The following is a 15,853-nucleotide window of genomic DNA, read 5'->3' as shown; positions in this document are numbered from 1 at the left end:
CTTCAGGTCCGAGGATCGGGGGTGTTCGAACAGTCAAGCAGCCGAATGTCGAACATTCGAGAGGGTGGGAGCAGACATGAAGGCGGTCACCGTCACGCGGTCCGGCGGCCCGGAGGTCCTGCGGGTCACCGAGGTGCCCGACCCGGAACCCGGACCGGGCGAGGTGCGGGTGCGGGTCCTCGCGGCCGGGGTGCAGCCGGTCGACCTCGCGATCCGGGAGGGCTTCCGCCCGCCGGGGGCCGTCGTCGAGCCGCCGTTCGTCCTCGGCAACGAGTTCGCCGGAGTGGTGGACCGGCTCGGACCGGACGGCTCCGGCCGGCAGGTCGAGGTCGGCGACGAGGTGCTGGGCTTCCGCCTCCTGGACAGCCAGGCCGAGCTCGTCACGGTGGACGCCGCCCAGCTGGTGGCCAAGCCCGCCGGCATGCCCTGGGAGCAGGCCGGCTCGCTCTCCGCCTCCGGCCAGACCGCGCACCTGGCGCTCACCCTGCTCGCGGTGGGCCCCGGCGACACCGTCCTGGTGCACGGCGCCTCCGGCGGGGTCGGCACCGTCGCCGTCCAGCTCGCCCGGGCCTGGGGCGCCACCGTGATCGGCACCGCGAGCGAGCGCAACCACGACTACCTGCGCGACCTGGGCGCGATCCCGGTCGCGTACGGCGAGGGGCTGGTCGAGCGGGTCCGGGCGGTGGCACCGCAGGGCGTGGACGCCGCCTTCGACGCCGCCGGGCGGGGCGCGCTGGCGGCCTCGGTCGAGCTGGTCGCCGACCGGAGCCGGATCGGCACCGTGGTCGACTACCCGGAGGCCGAGCGGCTGGGCGTCCGGGGGCTACGGGGGCCGCGCACGGCCGCACGGCTGACCGAGCTGGTGCGGCTGTGGGAGGCGGGCGGGCTTCGGCTGGAGATCGCCGAGGCGCTGCCGCTGGAACGGGCCGCCGAGGCCCACCGGCTGGTCGGCGCCGGGCACGTCCGGGGCAAGGTGGTCCTGGTGCCGTGACGCTGCGGGCGCAGCCGCCCGGGCCGATTGTGTGTTTCGGCTGCTGACCAGGTAATGTTCTCCGCGTCAGCAGGCGCCGCTAGCTCAGTTGGTTAGAGCAGCTGACTCTTAATCAGCGGGTCCGGGGTTCGAGTCCCTGGCGGCGCACAGACAGTCGGAAGGCCCTTCGCGAGAGCGAGGGGCCTTCCGGCGTTTCCGCGCTCCCCACCGGCACCCCCACCGGCATCCCCGCCGGCTGTGGCAGGAAAGGTGGGAAACGGGTCATTGCTGCCACTGCGGCCCGGTGACAGGCTGGTCGCATGAGAGCGCGCAGCGTGGTCGTCGTCCTCTACGAGGGCGTGCAGAGCCTCGACGTGACCGGTCCCGTGGAGGTCTTCGCGGGGGCGGGCGCGGCCGCCGGGCAGCCGGGAGCGTACCGGGTGACCACCGCCTCCCCGGGCGGCGGGCCGGTGCGCAGCCACAGCGGGCTGCGGCTGCTGCCGGACACGGACCTGGCCGGGGTCGGGCCGGTGCACACCCTGCTGGTCCCCGGCGGGCTGGGCAGCGACCTCCCGGACGGTGCGCTGGTGGCACGGATCCGGGAGCTGGCCGGCCGGGCCGAGCGGGTGGTGTCGGTGTGCACCGGGGCCTTCCTGCTCGCCGAGGCCGGGCTGCTGGCCGGGCGCCGGGCGACCACGCACTGGGCGTACTGCGAGGCGCTGGCCCGGCGGTTCCCGGACGTCGAGGTGGACCCGGACCCGATCCACGTCCGGGACGGGAACGTCGCCACCTCGGCCGGGGTCACCGCCGGGATCGACCTGGCGCTGGCCCTGGTCGAGGAGGACCTGGGACGCGACGCCGCCCTGCTGATCGCCCGCCACCTGGTGGTCTTCCTGCGCAGGCCGGGCAACCAGGCCCAGTTCAGCACCCAGCTGGCCGCCCAGGTGGCGGCCCGGCAGCCGCTGCGCGAGGTGCAGCGGTGGATCGCCGAGCACCCGGAGGCCGACCTGTCGGTCGAGGCGCTGGCCCGCAGGTCGGCGCTGTCACCGCGGCACTTCGCCCGGGCCTTCGCCACCGAGGTGGGGGTGACCCCGGGCCGGTACGTGGACGGGGTCCGGCTGGAGGCCGCCCGGCGGCTGCTGGAGGACACCGCCGACGGCATCGAGGAGATCGCGCGCTCCTGCGGCTACGGCACCCCGGAGGCGATGCGGCGCGCCTTCGTCCGGTCCCTGGCCGCCCCGCCCGCCGAGTACCGACGCCGCTTCCGACCCGATCCTGTTGGAGGACACTGATGCGCATCGCCGTTCTGCTCTACGACCGGTTCACCGCCCTGGACGCCGTCGGCCCCTGCGAGGTGCTGTCCCGCATCCCCGGCGCCGAGGTGGTGTTCACCGCCGCGAAGCGCGGCCCGGTCCGCACCGACATGAAGACCCTGTCGCTGACCGCGGAGGCAGCCCTGGACGAGGTGGACTCGGCCGACGTGCTGCTCGTCCCGGGCGGTCCCGGGACGGAGGCCCGGCTGGCCGACCAGGCCGTGCTGGAGTGGGTGCGCGCGGTGGACGCCACCACCACCTGGACCACCTCGGTCTGCTCGGGCTCCCTGCTGCTGGGCGCCGCCGGACTGCTGGCGGGGCGCCGGGCCACCTCGCACTGGTGCTGCCTCGACGCGCTGAAGAAGTTCGGGGCGGAGCCGACCGGGACGGAGCGGGTCGTGGTCGACGGCAAGTACGCGACCGCGGCCGGGGTCTCGGCCGGGATCGACCTCGCGCTGACGCTGACCGGCCTGATGGCCGGGGACGCGACCGCGGAGGCGATCCAGCTGGTCATCGAGTACGACCCGCAGCCGCCGTACTCGGCGGGCTCGGTCGCGACGGCCCGGCCCGAGCTGGTCGCCGAACTGCTGGCCAACGGGCTCCAGCTGCGCTAACGGCGCCCGGTCGGGAAGCCGTGGCGGCGGGCGCCGGTGACCACCGCCAGGACGGGCAGCATCAGGGCGAGCACCGTCCAGGGCAGGGCGCCGGTGCCCAGGCGGCCCAGCACCAGGCCGCCGACCACGCCGCCGCCCGCCATCGCGGCGTTCCACAGAGTGACCAGTACCGCCTGGGCGGCGTCCGCCCGCTCGCCGCCCGCGTCGCCGACGGCGGTCTGCAGCAGGGTCGGGGCGCCGCCCCAGCCCAGGCCCCAGAGCGCGGCGGCGGCGTACACCAGCGGTGTGCTGTGCGACCAGAGGCCGAGCAGGCCCGCGGCCAGGGCGACCAGCAGCGCGCCGCCGATCGTCAACTGCCGTAGCCGGCGGTGGATGTGGACGCCGGTGAACCAGATGCTCGCCAGCGAGGCCAGGCCGAAGACCAGCAGCACGGTGTCGGTCGCGTCGCCGAGGCCGGTCCGGTCGAGGAAGGGCGCGATGTAGGTGAACAGGATGGTGTGGGCGAGCACGAAGAGCACCGTCACGGTGAGCACCGGCGCCACCCCGGGCACGGTGAGCGCGCTCCGCACCGGGGCGCGCTCACCGGCGGGTCGTCCGGGCTGGTCCGGCAGCAGGGCCGCGATCCAGCCGATCACGCCGAGCGCCAGTGCCGTCATGGCCAGGAAGGGCACCCACCAGGCGAGCGCCTGGCCGAGGAAGGTGCCGACCGGCACTCCCAGCGACAGCGCCACCGGCACGCCCGCCATCGCCACGGCCATGGCCCGGCCCTGCTGCTCGACCGGCACCAGCCGACGCGCGTACCCGGCCAGCAGCGCCCAGGCGAGGCCGGCCGCGACGCCCGCGAGGAAGCGGGCGGCCAGGGTGAGCGGGTAGTTCGCGGAGGCCGCGGTGACGGTGTTGGCGGCGGCGAAGCCGGCCATCGCGGTGAGCAGCAGCCGCTTGCGGCCCCAGCCGGCGGTGGCCGCGGTGAGCGGGATCGCGGTGGCGGCGGTCCCGAGCGCGTAGACGGTGACGGTCTGCCCGGCGGCCGACTCGCTGACGCCGAGGGCCCCGCCCATCCCGGGCAGCACGCCGGCGGGCAGGGTCTCGGTGAGCGCGGTGACGAAGACGGCGGTGGCCAGGGCGAGCAGGGCGGGCAGGGGAAAAGGGGTGCGGGCTACGGGAGTCGGGAGCTGTGTGGTCGCCATGGGAACCATGCTCGATCCTCACACCGGTGTCAGGTTCAAGCACGGTTCCCGCCGACGTCATCTCAGCGGCGGAAGTAGCCGTCGAAGTTCTTGGAGAACTCCCGGCCCCCGAACTGGTCCCAGTTGACGGACCAGGTCATCAGCCCGCGCAGGTTCGGCTGGGCGCCCGAACGCGGCACGTAAGAACCGCAGTTGGCCAGTTTGGTGAGGCAGTCCAGGGCCTTGTTCACCTCGGCCGGGGCGACGTAGCCGTTGCCGGCGTTGGTGGTGGCCGGCATGCCGATGGCCACCTTGGAGGCGGGCAGCGGCGGGAACATGTTGTTCGTGTTGCCCGCCACCGGGAAGCCGTTGAGCAGCAGGTCGGTCATCGCGACGTGGAAGTCGGCGCCGCCCATCGAGTGGTACTGGTTGTCCAGGCCCATGATGGAGCCGGAGTTGTAGTCCTGGACGTGCAGCAGGGTGAGGTCGTCGCGCAGCGCGTAGATGACCGGCAGGTACGCCCCGGCGCGCGGGTCCTGGCCGCCCCAGGGACCGGAACCGTAGTACTGGTAGCCGAGTTGGACGAAGAAGGTCTCCGGCGCCATGGTCAGCACGAAGCCCGGGCCGTACTTGGCCTTGAGGGTCTTCAGCGCGGAGATCAGGTTGACGATGACCGGGCTGGTCGGGTTCTTGAAGTCGGTGTCACCGGTGTTGAGGGAGAGCGAGTGCCCCTCGAAGTCGATGTCCAGGCCGTCCAGGCCCCACTTGTCGATGATCGCCGAGACCGAGCTGACGAAGGTGTCGCGGGCGGCGGCGGTGGTCAGCTGGACCTGGCCGTTCTGGCCGCCGATCGAGATCAGCACCTTCTTGCCCTGGGCCCGCTTGGCGGCGATGGCGGCCTTGAAGTCGGCGTCGGACTCCACGGTCGGGCAGTCGGTGACGGAGCAGCGGTTGAACCGGATGTCGCCGGAGGTGACGGAGGTGGGCTCGCCGAAGGAGAGGTCGATGAAGTCCCAGGAGTTGGGGACGTCGGCCATCCGGGTGTAGCCGGCGCCGTTGGCGAAGCTGGCGTGCAGGTAGCCGACCAGGGCGTGGCTGCCGGGCGGCGGCGGGGTGGTCGGGGTGCCGGTGGGCGTTCCCGTCGGTGTCCCGGTCGGGGTCCCGGTCGGGGTCCCGGTGGGGGTCCCGGTGGGCGTCGTGGTCGGCGTGGGCGTCGGGGACCCGGTGGGCGTCGGCGTCGGACTGGGGGCGCCCGGCCCGTCGAGCGAGACGTCGTCCGCGTAGTAGGTCCCCTGGCCGTACCAGCCGTGGGTGTAGACGGTGGCGCTGGTCTGGGTGGCGCCGGTGGTGAAGCTGACGCTGAGCTTCTGGTAGCCGCCGCCGGTGCCGGGGGTCCACGTGCTGGGGCCGCCGCCGTCGACGCCCAGGTAGACGTACGAGCCGTTGACGTACGCGCTGAGCGTGTACGTGGTGCTGGGGGCGACGGTGACGGTCTGGCCGCACTGGGCGGTGTCGCCCGCGGTGGCCGCGGCGGCGAGGGCGTAGCCGCCGCCGTGCACCGGGCTGGTGACGACGCTGCCGGAGTTGCCGGTGCAGCTCCAGGGGCCGAGCGAGCCGGACTCGAAGCCGCCGTTGACCAGGAACTCGCCGGCCGAGGCGACGGGCGCCAGGCCCAGGGTGACGCCGACCAAGGTGGCCGCGGCGACGGCGGAGGCGGTGCCGGCGGCGAGCAGGGTGCGGGGCTGCTTCCGGCGGGCGGGGGCGGGTGCGGGTGTGGTTCTGCGCATGCGGGGGCTCCTGCGATGGCGCGGTCGTGGGGGACGTCCGAGGGCACGCCGGAGCACGCGCCAGTGGGGGGGAGCGGCCCGGCCTGGCACCCAAGTTGGACTAGACCACTGAAGTGGATTCGACACTGCGGTGTCAATGGTCCAGACCGGTCCGCACCCTGGGCGCGGGCCGCCCGGCAGCCCCGACGGGCCGCCCCGGTTGCCGGAGGTGACACCCCGTCGAAGGATGGAGGGGTGACCCCGCCCGGCTACCTCCGCTACCCCCACCTGCACGGCGGGCTGCTCGCCTTCACCGCCGAGGACGACATCTGGATCGCCCCGCTCGACGCCGACGGCGCCGCCGGCCGGGCCTGGCGGGTCAGCTGCGACCGCACCCGGGTCAGCCACCCCCGCTTCTCCCCCGACGGCCGCACCCTCGCCTGGACCAGCTGGCTGAACCTGACCCCCGAAGTGTGGACCGCCCCCGTCGAGGGCGGCGAGGCCGAACGGCTCAGCCACTGGGGCAGCCAGGACACCCGGGTGCGCGGCTGGCTGCCGGACGGCGAGGTGCTCGCCGTCACCTCCTACCACGAGCCGTTCGGCCACTACACCTGGGCGCACGCCCTGCCGCCCGACGGCTCCCCCGGCCGCCGGATGCCCTGGGGCCCCGTCGGCGACGCCCAGATGAGCCGCGAACGCACCGTGCTGCTCACCGGCGCCGCCCCGCACGAGCCCGCCGCCTGGAAGCGCTACCGGGGCGGCGCCACCGGCCGGCTCTGGGCGGACGGCGAACAGATCCTGGCCGGCCACCCCGGCCACCTCGCCTCACCCATGCCCGTCACCGGGCGGATCGCCTTCCTCTCCGACCACGAGGGCATCGGCAACGTCTACTCCTGCCGCCCCGACGGCACCGACCTGCGCCGGCACACCGACCACGCCTCCTACTACGCCCGCGAGGCCGCCACCGACGGCACCCGGATCGTCTACCAGCACGCCGGCGACCTCTGGCTGCTGGACGGCCTGGACGCCCCCGCCCCGCGCCGGCTCGCCGTCCCGCTCGGCGGCGCCCGGGCCGGCCGCCGCCCGTACCAGGTCAGCGCCGCCTCCCAGGTCAAGGACCTGGCCTGCGACCAGAGCGGCCGGGCCGGGGTGATCACCGTGCGCGGCAGCCAGTACTGGCTCACCCACAAGGACGGCCCGGCCCGCGCGCTCGCCGACACCCCCGGGGTGCGGACCCGGCTGCCGGTGATCCTCGGACACACCGGCGAGGCCGCCTGGATCACCGACGCCGAGGGCGCCGACGCGATCGAGGTGATGCCGCTGCCGGGGCACGAGGAAACGGAGAAGCACCGCCACCGGGTGCTCGCCGCCGACCGGATCGGCCGCGTCCTGGAACTCACCGCCTCCCCCGACGGCGCCCACCTCGCCGTCGCCGCCTCCGACGGGCGGCTGCTGCTGGTCGCCGCCGCCGACGGCGCCGTCCGCGAACTCGCCGCCTCCGGCTACGGGCCGGTCTCCAGCGCCCGCTTCTCCCCCGACTCGCACTGGATCGCCTGGTCCCAGCCGGTGGCCGGGCGCTCGCTGCGCCGGATCCGGCTCACCCGCACCGAAGCACCCGGGCCGGTCACCGAAGTCACCGACGGCCGCTTCGAGGACGAGCAGCCGGTGTTCACCCGGGACGGCCGCTACCTGGCCTTCCTGTCCTGGCGCGGCTTCGACCCCGTCCACGACGTGCACACCGGCGACCTCTCCTTCCCGCTCGGCTGCCGCCCCTACCTCGTCCCGCTCACCGCCGACACGCCGTCCCCGTTCGCCGCGCCCGCCGAGGACGGCGCCCCGCACGGCAACGGCGGCGGCGACGGCACCGTCCGCGTCGACCCGCAGGGCATCGGCGAGCGGCTGCTGCAGTTCCCGGTGATCGCCTCCAAGTACTCGGCCACCGACGCGGTGCGCGGCGGCCTGGTCTGGCTGCGCTGGCCGATCTCCGGCACCCTCGGGCAGACCTTCGCCAGCCCCGACGACACCTCCGGCCGCCCCTCGCTGGAGTACTTCGACCTCGCCCGGGGCACCCGCACCACCCTGGTCGACAAGCTGGACGGCTACGCCGTCTCCGGGGACGGCGGCTCGATCGCGGTCTACTCGGCCGGGACCCTGCGGATCGTCCCGGTCACCGGTGGCGCCGGCAGCACCGTCGACCTGCGGCGGATCACCCACACCGTGCACCCCGCCGCCGAGTGGCGCCAGGCCTACCACGAGGCCGCCCGGATCGTCCGGGACCAGTTCTGGGACGAGCGGATGTCCGGCCTGGACTGGCCCGCCCTGACCGCCCAGTACGAGCCGCTGCTGGACCGGGTCTGCTCACCCGACGACTTCGCCGACCTGCTGCGCGAACTCCTCGGCGAACTCGGCACCTCGCACGCCTACGTCACCCCGTCCCGGCGCGCCGAAGGGCCCTCGCTCGGCCAGCAGCCGCTCGGCCTGCTCGGCGCCAACGCGCACCGCTCCCCCGACGGACGCTGGCTGGTCGAGCGGGTGCTGCCCGGCGAGACCTCCGACCCGCGCGCCCGCGCCCCGCTCGCCGCCCAGGGCGTCCGGGACGGCGACGAACTGCTCGCCGTCGGCGGCCGCCCGGTGGACCCGGTGCGCGGCCCGCTGCCGCTGCTGGCCGGCACCGGCGGCACCACCGTCGAACTGGCCCTGCGTAGCAGCCCGGACGGCCCGGTACGGCGGATCACCGTCACCCCGCTGACCGACGAACGGGCCGTCCGCTACCAGGACTGGGTGACCAAACGCCGCCTCCTGGTGCGGGAGTTCAGCGACGGCCGGTGCGGCTACCTGCACATCCCGGACCTCGGCGGCTCCGGCTGGGCGCAGTTCAACCGCGACCTGCGGCGCGAGCTGGACAAGCCCGCACTCGTCCTGGACGTGCGCGGCAACGCCGGCGGCAACGTCTCCGAACTGGTCCTGGAGAAACTCACCCGGCACGTCCTCGCCTGGGACTTCGGCCGGGACCGCCAGCCGGTCCGCTGGCCCCGGCACGCACTGCGCGGCCCGCTCGTGGCGCTCGCCGACGAGGCGACCAGCTCGGACGGCGACGTGGTCATCGCGGCGATCAAGCTGCTCGGCCTCGGCCCCGTCGTCGGCAACCGGACCTGGGGCGGGGTCGTCGGGATGACCGGGCGGCACACCCTCGGCGACGGCACCCGGATCTCGGTGCCCAAGAACGCCTCCTGGTTCGAAGGCGGACTCGGCTGGTCGGTGGAGAACCGCGGCGTCGAACCGGACGTGCACGTGCTGCGCACCCCGCGCGACTGGGCCCGCGGGCGCCACCCCGAGCTGGTCGCCGCCGTCCAGCTGGCGCTGGACCTGCTGGAGGACGCGCCCGCCGCGGCTCCCCCGCCGGAGGACACCCCCCGGCCGGACCTGCGACGCCCGCCGCTGCCGCCGCGGGCGCGGTGACCTGGGGGCTTGGAGCTTGGAGCTTGGGGCTTGGGGCTTGGGGCTTGGGGGTCTTCTGAGGTTTCAGCCCCAGGGGTCGCCCTCGGCCGTCATGTTCTCGGCCGCGCGCCGGTCGGCCTCGTCCTGGGCGGCACGCCGCTCCGACTCGCGGGCCTCCTGGGTCTCGCGGGCCCGCTCGATCTCGGGGCTGTACGCGTCCACGGCCTCGTCGTGGGCGATGGCGGCACGCTCGGCGGCGTCCTGCCCGGTCGCCTCGTGCGCCTTGTGGCGGAACCTGTCGAAGATGCCCATGACTCCTCCTCCGAACGGATACCGGGCTTCCCCCACTCTCACACCGGGCACCCCGAGCCGCACGTTGAGCCTTTGGTCCCTGGTGAACGCGCCCAACGGCCGTGGCGCGGAGGCGGGCACCCGGCGCAGATTGGAGCCGTCGGCCGAACTGACGCCACCGTCTGGAGCCCACCGTGACCGTCGTACCTTCCGCCCGCCAAGCCCGTCGCACCGCCGAGGACCCCCACGACGGGCCGCGCCGGCGGGTCGGGCCGCTGGCCGCGCTGGACGGGCGGCTGCCCGGCACCCACGACCTGCTGCTGATGCAGTGCCCCAGTTCGCTGCGCCCGCTGGCGGGCGGCGAGCTGCCGGACTGGACGCGGGCCGTGCTGCGGGTGCACCCCTGGGTGACGGTCGGCCGGGCCCCCTCCCTGGTCGCCACCCCGGCGGACGTGCCGCACCCGCAGCGCTGCACCCGGGACCCGGAGGCCGCGCCCGAGCAGTGGATCCCGGTGATCGTACGCGGGCCGCGCCCCGGACAGCGGCTGGACGCGCTGGCGCCCTGGGCCGCGGTGGCCCGGACGCTGCGGCCCGAGCAGCTGGCCGGGCGGTGCGGGCGGCTGGACCCCGAGCGGGTCGCCGGGATTCCGGCGCTGGCCCTGCTGCCGGCGGTCGGCCGGCTGGTCGCGGACCACCGGCTGTCCTGGGGTCCGATCGGCGCGGTCGGCTACGAGCTGGGCACCGGCGTGCCGGTCGCCGGGCCGCTGAGCCCGCTGCGACTGGTCCTGCGCACCCCGCACCCGATCAGCCGCCGGGACGCGCTGCAACTGCGGCGGGCGCTGAGCAGGCTGCCGGTCCCGGTGCAGGCCGAACTGGAGACCCGCTACGGCTCGGTGCAGCTCGCCGAGTACGCGGCCTCGCCGTACACCCTCACCCTGCTGACTCCGGACGGGCCACGGGAGGTCCGCGACCCGTGGTTCCCGCGCGGCCCGTTCGTCTGAGCCCTCGTAATCAGTTGGGACGGTTGGGCGGTCGGGGTGCCGCCCGAGGTCGGCGGCGGGGCGCCGGGGCGAGGTGGAGTCCGGCCATCGCCTCGCACAGCTCGGCGTGCAGGGCGTCCCGGGCGGCCTCGTCGCAGGTCTGCCGGATGTGCCGTTCCTCGGCGAGCGTCCGTTCCACCGCCGCGACCGCTCGGCGCCGTTCAGGGCTGAGCCACAGGACCGGCGGCGCGAACTGGAGGTGTGCACCCCAGAGCCACAAGCAGGTGACCCGAGCCTTACGCATCAGGCCGAGGAACGCGCGCCCGAACATCGGCATCGCGGTTCACCACCTTCCGGACTTTCCGGTGGCCGAGGACGACGAGGGGCTCCTCGAACGGCTGGTTCGCCAGGTAGCCCGACGACCAGGCGACGCCCCACCGGGCGCAGTTCGGGCAGTTCCACGTCCGTCCGGCCGCGTTGGCATCGTTGAGCAGATCGACCGGGGCGCAGCAGTCCGGTGCGGGGCAGGTCGGAGGGTCGGTCACCGGCGGCGGTCCCGGCCGAGTCGCCGCTGGGTGGCCCGCCGGATGATCGGTTCGGACGCGACGACGCCGAACATGAGGACTACGGCCAACACGTCTACGCCGAGCGCCGGTTGGCGCTTCACGCGGTCCGACCACGGGGCTCGGCGGGGACGCCCATGGAGACGACGTCCCTGCCGGTCGTCCCGTCCTCGACCAACTCGCCGACCTGCGGGCGGCAGAGCGGCCCGGTCGGGGACTCCTTGCTCACCACAGCTGACTCCGTTCCGTAGTTTAATGACTACCCGGGGTCGCCACTGTCCTCTAGCATTGGACGTCCTTCAACCTCTCAAACGTGCGTGGAGAGTGGTTCATGAACAAGGCCGAGCTGGACCCCGACTCGTCTCCAGCCGCAGAGTTCGGTGCGTTCCTCCGCAGCTCACGAGAGGAACGAGGTTGGCGGCAGGAAGATTTGGCGAGCGCCATCGGCTATTCACCCACGCACGTGTCAGCCGTGGAAACTGGTCGACGTCCCCCAACACCGCGCCTGGCTCGCGAACTTGACAAAGCCTTCGGATGGGATCGCGTCTTCGCCCGCAAGGCGCTCGACCTCAAGACCTCGGCGCTCCTCGAAGGCTTCCCGGAGTACGCCGCGCACGAGTCAAGGGCGGTGGAACTGAGACTGTTCACCTTGGGTATCGTGCCGGGGCTGCTTCAGACCATGGACTACGCACGGGCCATCGCGGCGGGCGCGCTCCGGCGGGGCAGCATCACGGAGGACCAGGCCGAGGAGCGGGTTGCCTACCTTGCGCGCCGACAGGCGAACTTGCGCCGGGAAACCCCTCCGCTGATCCACGTCGTCCTGGACGAGAGCTGCATCCGACGGCCGGTCGGCGGAAAGTCCATCATGGCCGCCCAGCTCGACGAGCTTGCAGCCTTCGCCCGGCTGCCCAACACCGTTCTCCAGGTGGCTCCGTACGCCATAGGCGAGGAACGATCGTTCGATCTCCCGGTGAACATCATCACCTTTCCGGACCGATCGCTGATGTCCTACGCCGAATCAGCGCAGCAAGGGCACCTGGAACGGGACAGCGGCGCAGTACCGCCGATCCTCACGGCCTACTATCAGCTACAGGCCCTCGCACTCTCACAAGCCGAGTCTGTGGCCCTGATCAGCCAGCTGAGAGAGGAACTACCGTGACCGCCGAGCCTCAGTGGTTCAAGTCTTCGTACAGCAGCAACGGCGGCGACTGCATCGAGGTCGCGGGGAACTTGATCCCGTCCGGGACCGTCCCCGTCCGAGACTCCAAGGACACCGACGGCCCGGCCCTCCTCTTCGCGACCGAGGCCTGGCAGTCCTTCGTCTCCGCCCTCCGAGCCGGCGAGTTCGACACCGCCTGACGCCCGGTCCGAGCACAAGGGTCAGATCGGCAGGTTCCAGCCCGGTCCGTCCGCACTTCCGACCCAGACCCGCTGCCCGGCCGCCGAGACCGTCATGCCGAACCCCTCCTGGTGCGGCTCGCCGGCCCGCTGCCAGGCTTCGACGGCGTTCTCCACCTGGTCCCAGAGCCGGAGCGGGCCACGCTGGACCACGGCCCATCCCCCGTCAGGGTCGGGCATGGTCCGGGCCTGCGATCCGGTGGCCACGTCGGAGAGGATCTGGTGCCCGCCGGCTCCCATCCGTTCGGCCGAGGGCGCCGCGAGCTGGGCGACCCAACTGCCGGTCCACGTGCCGATGACCTCGGGGTCGATCCGCGACGGACGTTCGTCCCCCGGAAGCAGCGAGAGGCTTTGGCGTGGCGGGCGGTCGTGCGGGCGGGCGATCATGAAGCTGGTGTAGCCGGGCATGAACAGCCCCGTCCCCTCTCCCGGGGCCGTCACGACCAGCCGCACGAGTCCGAACCCGAGCCCCCACCCGGACAGGGTGGCCAGGATGACGCCGCCGGGCTTCACCTGGTGCAGCCAGCGGGGTGGCAGGTACCGGACCGCACAGGTGGCGATCAGCCGGTCGTACTCGCCCCCGTCCGGGTCGCCGAGCAGCCCGTCACCGATGACCAGCCGGGGGGCGAACCCCGCCGCCTTGATCGCGGCAGCGGCAGTGGCGCCGACCGCCGGGTCGTACTCGATGCTGGTCAGGTTGGCGTCCCCGAGGCGGTGCGCGCCGAGGGCGGTCGAGTAGCCGGTCCCCGTGCCGATCTCCAGCACCCGGTGCCCGGTCTCGGCGCCGAGCTGGTGCCACATGCGCAGCACCAGCGACGGCAAGGTGGACGATGACGACGGAGTCCCGATCACCGCCCCCTCGGCCACGTCCTCGGGGCGGGTCCGCCCGTCGAGCTGGGTGACCAGCGTCTCGTTCGAGTAGACCTGCTCCAGCCAACCAGGGTCGGTCCTGTGCACCGGGCGGTACGCGGTCGGATTGCTTCCCGGGACCGCCGCGAAGAACGATCCGACGAACAGTTCCCGGGGCACCGCCAACGCGGCGGCCCTCCAGGCCGGATCGTCGACCGCATCGTCCCCGGTGAGCCCGTCCACCAGGGCGGCGCGGAGCTGAGCCGATGCGCTCACGAATCGGGGCCCTTCTCCAGTTGGTCGGCGATGGCGTGGGCAATCGCCGAAGCGGTGTCGACACCCTGCCAGGCCCATTGGCCGTTGGGGTTGCACTCAAGGAAGTACCAGTCACCTGCGGCGGTCACCGCGAAGTCGAACGCACCGTAAACCAAACGGAGTTCGTTCAGATAAGCGATCACAGAGCGCGCAACGGGCCCGGGCACTTCGATCGGCGTGCACGTCATCAGGTCTTGACGCTCGCGCCAGTCGAGATCGGGACTGCCGATCCGGACACCGAACAACCGGTCACCCACGGCGGTCACCCGCACGTCGAACGACTTGGACACGGCGGCTTGGAACATGTGCGGACACACGGACACGGCGTCGGTGATCTCGGCCGGATCGACTTCCCGTACCCACACCGTTTGCGCAGTGCCGTCGGGGGCTCGGTACCGGCTGTCCCACACCGGCTTGTAGACGGCTCCGCCGGACTGGTCGGCGCAGAACCGGCGCGCTTCGTCGGTATCGGCGGTGATGACCGTGTTCGGCACCAGGAAACCGCTCCGGCCCGCCACGACAAGCTGTGCGGGCTTGTACTCCGCGTTCCGGATGTGCCACGGGTGATTGACGTAGTGGGCGTCGGGAAGCGACGCGAAGATGCCGCCAGCACCCCAAAATGCTTGCGCACTGGTGAACTTGGACGCGTGTTCGTCCAGTCCCGGCGGCGCCCGGTAGGGCGAGGGCCGGCGGACCCAGACCGACCGCACCCGAGTGAGGTCGAGTTCCCGGCTTGATGTGCGGAGAGTGCCCCGCTGCTCGCTCCTGCTGTAGTGGGCGGTCAGCGAGGCACCCCCGAGCAGATCGGCACCGGGGTCCACCCGGACGACCGGGACTCGGCGCTCGGCCAGGATGCGGAGCACCACATCGGCCGTCACGTCGTGCGCGTTGGTCAGGACCAGGACAGCCCGGTGTCGGTCCTGCGCCATGTCAGCCAGCGCCCTGGTCCTGGTCGTTCGCTGGCATGCTGTCCATGTCGGTGGGTGCGCTCTGCCCGCCGCTCTGCCCGTCACCGCCGCCCGTGTTCGTGGGCGTGCTGGTCTCCGTGCTGGTGCCGTGCGCCCCCATCTCGACCTTGCGACCCTGATCGTCCACGAACACGGCAACCTGCGTTTCGGGGTCGATCACGGCCGAGACGGCAGGGACCGAGCGGGTGTCCAGGTACGGACCCATTCGGGTCGTGCCCCACGGTGCGGTTGTCATCTGTGCTGCGCCTCCACGTTCTTCGTTGCCGTGCTCTTCCACGGCCCGAGCAACACCAACGACGGTAGGGAGAAGCCACGCCCGGCCTCAACGAAGTTGCGAGATATTGCGCCGATTCACCCGAGAGTGTCGAGCGCGGCTGTGATCACGGCGCGAGCCGCGTCCCCGTAGACGGCCGCTTCGGACAACTGGACGAACGCCTTGGCGTAGTCGGCCAGTTCGCGAGGCTGCCTGACGTTGATCTCGGCTGTCAGGGTCTCCACCACGGCGTGCCGGTCATCGAACAGGTAGAACGCTTCCAGCGGCCAGACGGTGCGCTGGGCGGTGAACGGAACGATCCCGAGGGAGACGGTGGCGAGCGGCCCCACGGTGAGCAGGTGCCGAAGCTGGCCACGCATCACCTCGGTATCGCCGATGCGGTACCTCAGCACTGACTCCTCCATCAACACCACGAACCGGCGGCCGCCCTCGTACAGGAACCGGCTGCGGGCCACGCGGGCGGCAACGGCCTCTGTCACGTCGTCGGGAGTTCCCTGGAACTGCGTGATGGAGCGCATCAAGGCCGTGGCGTAGGCCGGCGTCTGGAAGAATCCGGGCACGACGTTGGACACGTACACCCGGCACAGACGGGCCCGCTCGTTCAGCGCGTAGACGTCCTCCTGGACCTTGCGCATGCCGTTGCGCTGGAGCCGACGCCACTCCATGTACATCGACTCCACCGCGCGCGCCGTGGCAATGAGGTCTTGCACCTGTTCCTCGGCGCCACAGGCGATGCACCAGGCCCGAACGTCCGCATCGGAAGGGGCCGTTTTCGCGGAGAGGATGCGCGAGGTCTTCGCCGGGTGCCATCCACACCGGGCAGACAGTTCTTGCCCCTTGAGGCCGGCGTCCAGCATCAGCTCGCGCAGACGCGCGGCAACGGCGGCGCGGGCGGCCTGCGCGCTGGATGAGGGAGAAGCGGGCATGAACTGGCTGTCCGGTGGGATA

General features: G+C 72.9%; 16 protein-coding genes and 1 tRNA gene. 8 read left to right on the top strand and 9 right to left on the bottom strand.

The annotated features are described in order from the left end of the window. Window positions 1-76 precede the first annotated feature (76 nt). From ACIO9K_RS20640 to ACIO9K_RS20625, 4 genes are all read left to right on the top strand, one after another. Window positions 77-991 (top strand): NADP-dependent oxidoreductase, encoded by a 915-nt coding sequence (locus ACIO9K_RS20640; RefSeq protein ID WP_400331754.1) that lies wholly within the window; start codon window positions 77-79, stop codon window positions 989-991. Between the two features lie 73 nt (window positions 992-1,064). After that, window positions 1,065-1,138, top strand: a tRNA-Lys gene (locus ACIO9K_RS20635). Between the two features lie 152 nt (window positions 1,139-1,290). Continuing rightward, entirely contained in the window at window positions 1,291-2,262 is a 972-nt protein-coding gene (locus ACIO9K_RS20630) for a GlxA family transcriptional regulator (protein ID WP_363619950.1), read from the top strand. Further along, window positions 2,262-2,897 (top strand): DJ-1/PfpI family protein, encoded by a 636-nt coding sequence (locus tag ACIO9K_RS20625; RefSeq protein ID WP_363619951.1) that lies wholly within the window; start codon window positions 2,262-2,264, stop codon window positions 2,895-2,897. Before ACIO9K_RS20630 ends, ACIO9K_RS20625 begins: the two co-directional genes overlap by 1 nt. Here the strand turns inward: ACIO9K_RS20625 and ACIO9K_RS20620 are convergent. Then, complete coding sequence (locus tag ACIO9K_RS20620; protein WP_363619953.1) at window positions 2,894-4,084, bottom strand: MFS transporter; 1,191 nt, start codon at window positions 4,082-4,084, stop codon at window positions 2,894-2,896. The genes ACIO9K_RS20625 and ACIO9K_RS20620 overlap by 4 nt on opposite strands. 62 nt (window positions 4,085-4,146) lie before the next feature. Next, the gene (locus ACIO9K_RS20615; protein WP_400331661.1) at window positions 4,147-5,850 is read right to left on the bottom strand and encodes a chitinase; all 1,704 of its coding nucleotides are present in this window, start codon (window positions 5,848-5,850) and stop codon (window positions 4,147-4,149) included. 234 nt (window positions 5,851-6,084) lie between these two features. On the opposite strand from ACIO9K_RS20615, the gene ACIO9K_RS20610 reads away from it, so the two are divergent. Then, window positions 6,085-9,288: a S41 family peptidase gene (locus ACIO9K_RS20610; RefSeq protein ID WP_400331658.1), complete on the top strand. Its 3,204-nt coding sequence runs from the start codon at window positions 6,085-6,087 to the stop codon at window positions 9,286-9,288. 63 nt (window positions 9,289-9,351) lie between these two features. Here ACIO9K_RS20610 and ACIO9K_RS20605 read toward each other — a convergent pair whose 3' ends face one another. Continuing rightward, window positions 9,352-9,579: a hypothetical protein gene (locus tag ACIO9K_RS20605; protein WP_363583600.1), complete on the bottom strand. Its 228-nt coding sequence runs from the start codon at window positions 9,577-9,579 to the stop codon at window positions 9,352-9,354. 173 nt (window positions 9,580-9,752) lie between these two features. Here ACIO9K_RS20605 and ACIO9K_RS20600 point away from each other — a divergent pair, with 173 nt between their 5' ends. Then, window positions 9,753-10,559 carry a phosphoribosyl-dephospho-CoA transferase MdcG domain-containing protein gene (locus tag ACIO9K_RS20600; protein ID WP_400331655.1) on the top strand — a complete coding sequence of 269 codons (807 nt, stop codon included), beginning with the start codon at window positions 9,753-9,755 and terminating at the stop codon, window positions 10,557-10,559. 10 nt (window positions 10,560-10,569) lie between these two features. Here ACIO9K_RS20600 and ACIO9K_RS20595 read toward each other — a convergent pair whose 3' ends face one another. Further along, window positions 10,570-10,875 (bottom strand): hypothetical protein, encoded by a 306-nt coding sequence (locus ACIO9K_RS20595; protein ID WP_363619961.1) that lies wholly within the window; start codon window positions 10,873-10,875, stop codon window positions 10,570-10,572. A 326-nt stretch (window positions 10,876-11,201) separates the two neighbouring features. Next, complete coding sequence (locus tag ACIO9K_RS20590) at window positions 11,202-11,330, bottom strand: hypothetical protein (protein WP_400331652.1); 129 nt, start codon at window positions 11,328-11,330, stop codon at window positions 11,202-11,204. A gap of 102 nt (window positions 11,331-11,432) precedes the next feature. On the opposite strand from ACIO9K_RS20590, the gene ACIO9K_RS20585 reads away from it, so the two are divergent. After that, the gene (locus ACIO9K_RS20585; RefSeq protein ID WP_400331649.1) at window positions 11,433-12,260 is read left to right on the top strand and encodes a Scr1 family TA system antitoxin-like transcriptional regulator; all 828 of its coding nucleotides are present in this window, start codon (window positions 11,433-11,435) and stop codon (window positions 12,258-12,260) included. Next, the gene (locus ACIO9K_RS20580) at window positions 12,257-12,460 is read left to right on the top strand and encodes a DUF397 domain-containing protein (RefSeq protein ID WP_363583610.1); all 204 of its coding nucleotides are present in this window, start codon (window positions 12,257-12,259) and stop codon (window positions 12,458-12,460) included. The genes ACIO9K_RS20585 and ACIO9K_RS20580 overlap by 4 nt, the downstream gene beginning before the upstream one ends. A gap of 21 nt (window positions 12,461-12,481) precedes the next feature. Here ACIO9K_RS20580 and tgmC read toward each other — a convergent pair whose 3' ends face one another. From tgmC to ACIO9K_RS20560, 4 genes are all read right to left on the bottom strand, one after another. Then, window positions 12,482-13,624, bottom strand: coding sequence for an ATP-grasp peptide maturase system methyltransferase (gene tgmC / locus ACIO9K_RS20575; protein ID WP_400331646.1), 1,143 nt, complete (start codon window positions 13,622-13,624; stop codon window positions 12,482-12,484). After that, window positions 13,621-14,592: an ATP-grasp ribosomal peptide maturase gene (tgmB, locus tag ACIO9K_RS20570; RefSeq protein ID WP_363583614.1), complete on the bottom strand. Its 972-nt coding sequence runs from the start codon at window positions 14,590-14,592 to the stop codon at window positions 13,621-13,623. Before tgmB ends, tgmC begins: the two co-directional genes overlap by 4 nt. 1 nt (window position 14,593) lies before the next feature. After that, window positions 14,594-14,908 carry a putative ATP-grasp-modified RiPP gene (gene tgmA / locus ACIO9K_RS20565; protein WP_400331643.1) on the bottom strand — a complete coding sequence of 105 codons (315 nt, stop codon included), beginning with the start codon at window positions 14,906-14,908 and terminating at the stop codon, window positions 14,594-14,596. A 74-nt stretch (window positions 14,909-14,982) separates the two neighbouring features. Beyond that, complete coding sequence (locus ACIO9K_RS20560; RefSeq protein ID WP_363619969.1) at window positions 14,983-15,831, bottom strand: helix-turn-helix transcriptional regulator; 849 nt, start codon at window positions 15,829-15,831, stop codon at window positions 14,983-14,985. Between the last annotated feature and the right edge of the window lie 22 nt (window positions 15,832-15,853).

This window comes from Kitasatospora sp. NPDC087271 (assembly GCF_044744605.1).
Taxonomy (GTDB): Bacteria; Actinomycetota; Actinomycetes; order Streptomycetales; family Streptomycetaceae; genus Kitasatospora.
Note: the sequence above shows the minus strand (reverse complement) of the source record. Positions and strands in the feature narration are given on the sequence as shown.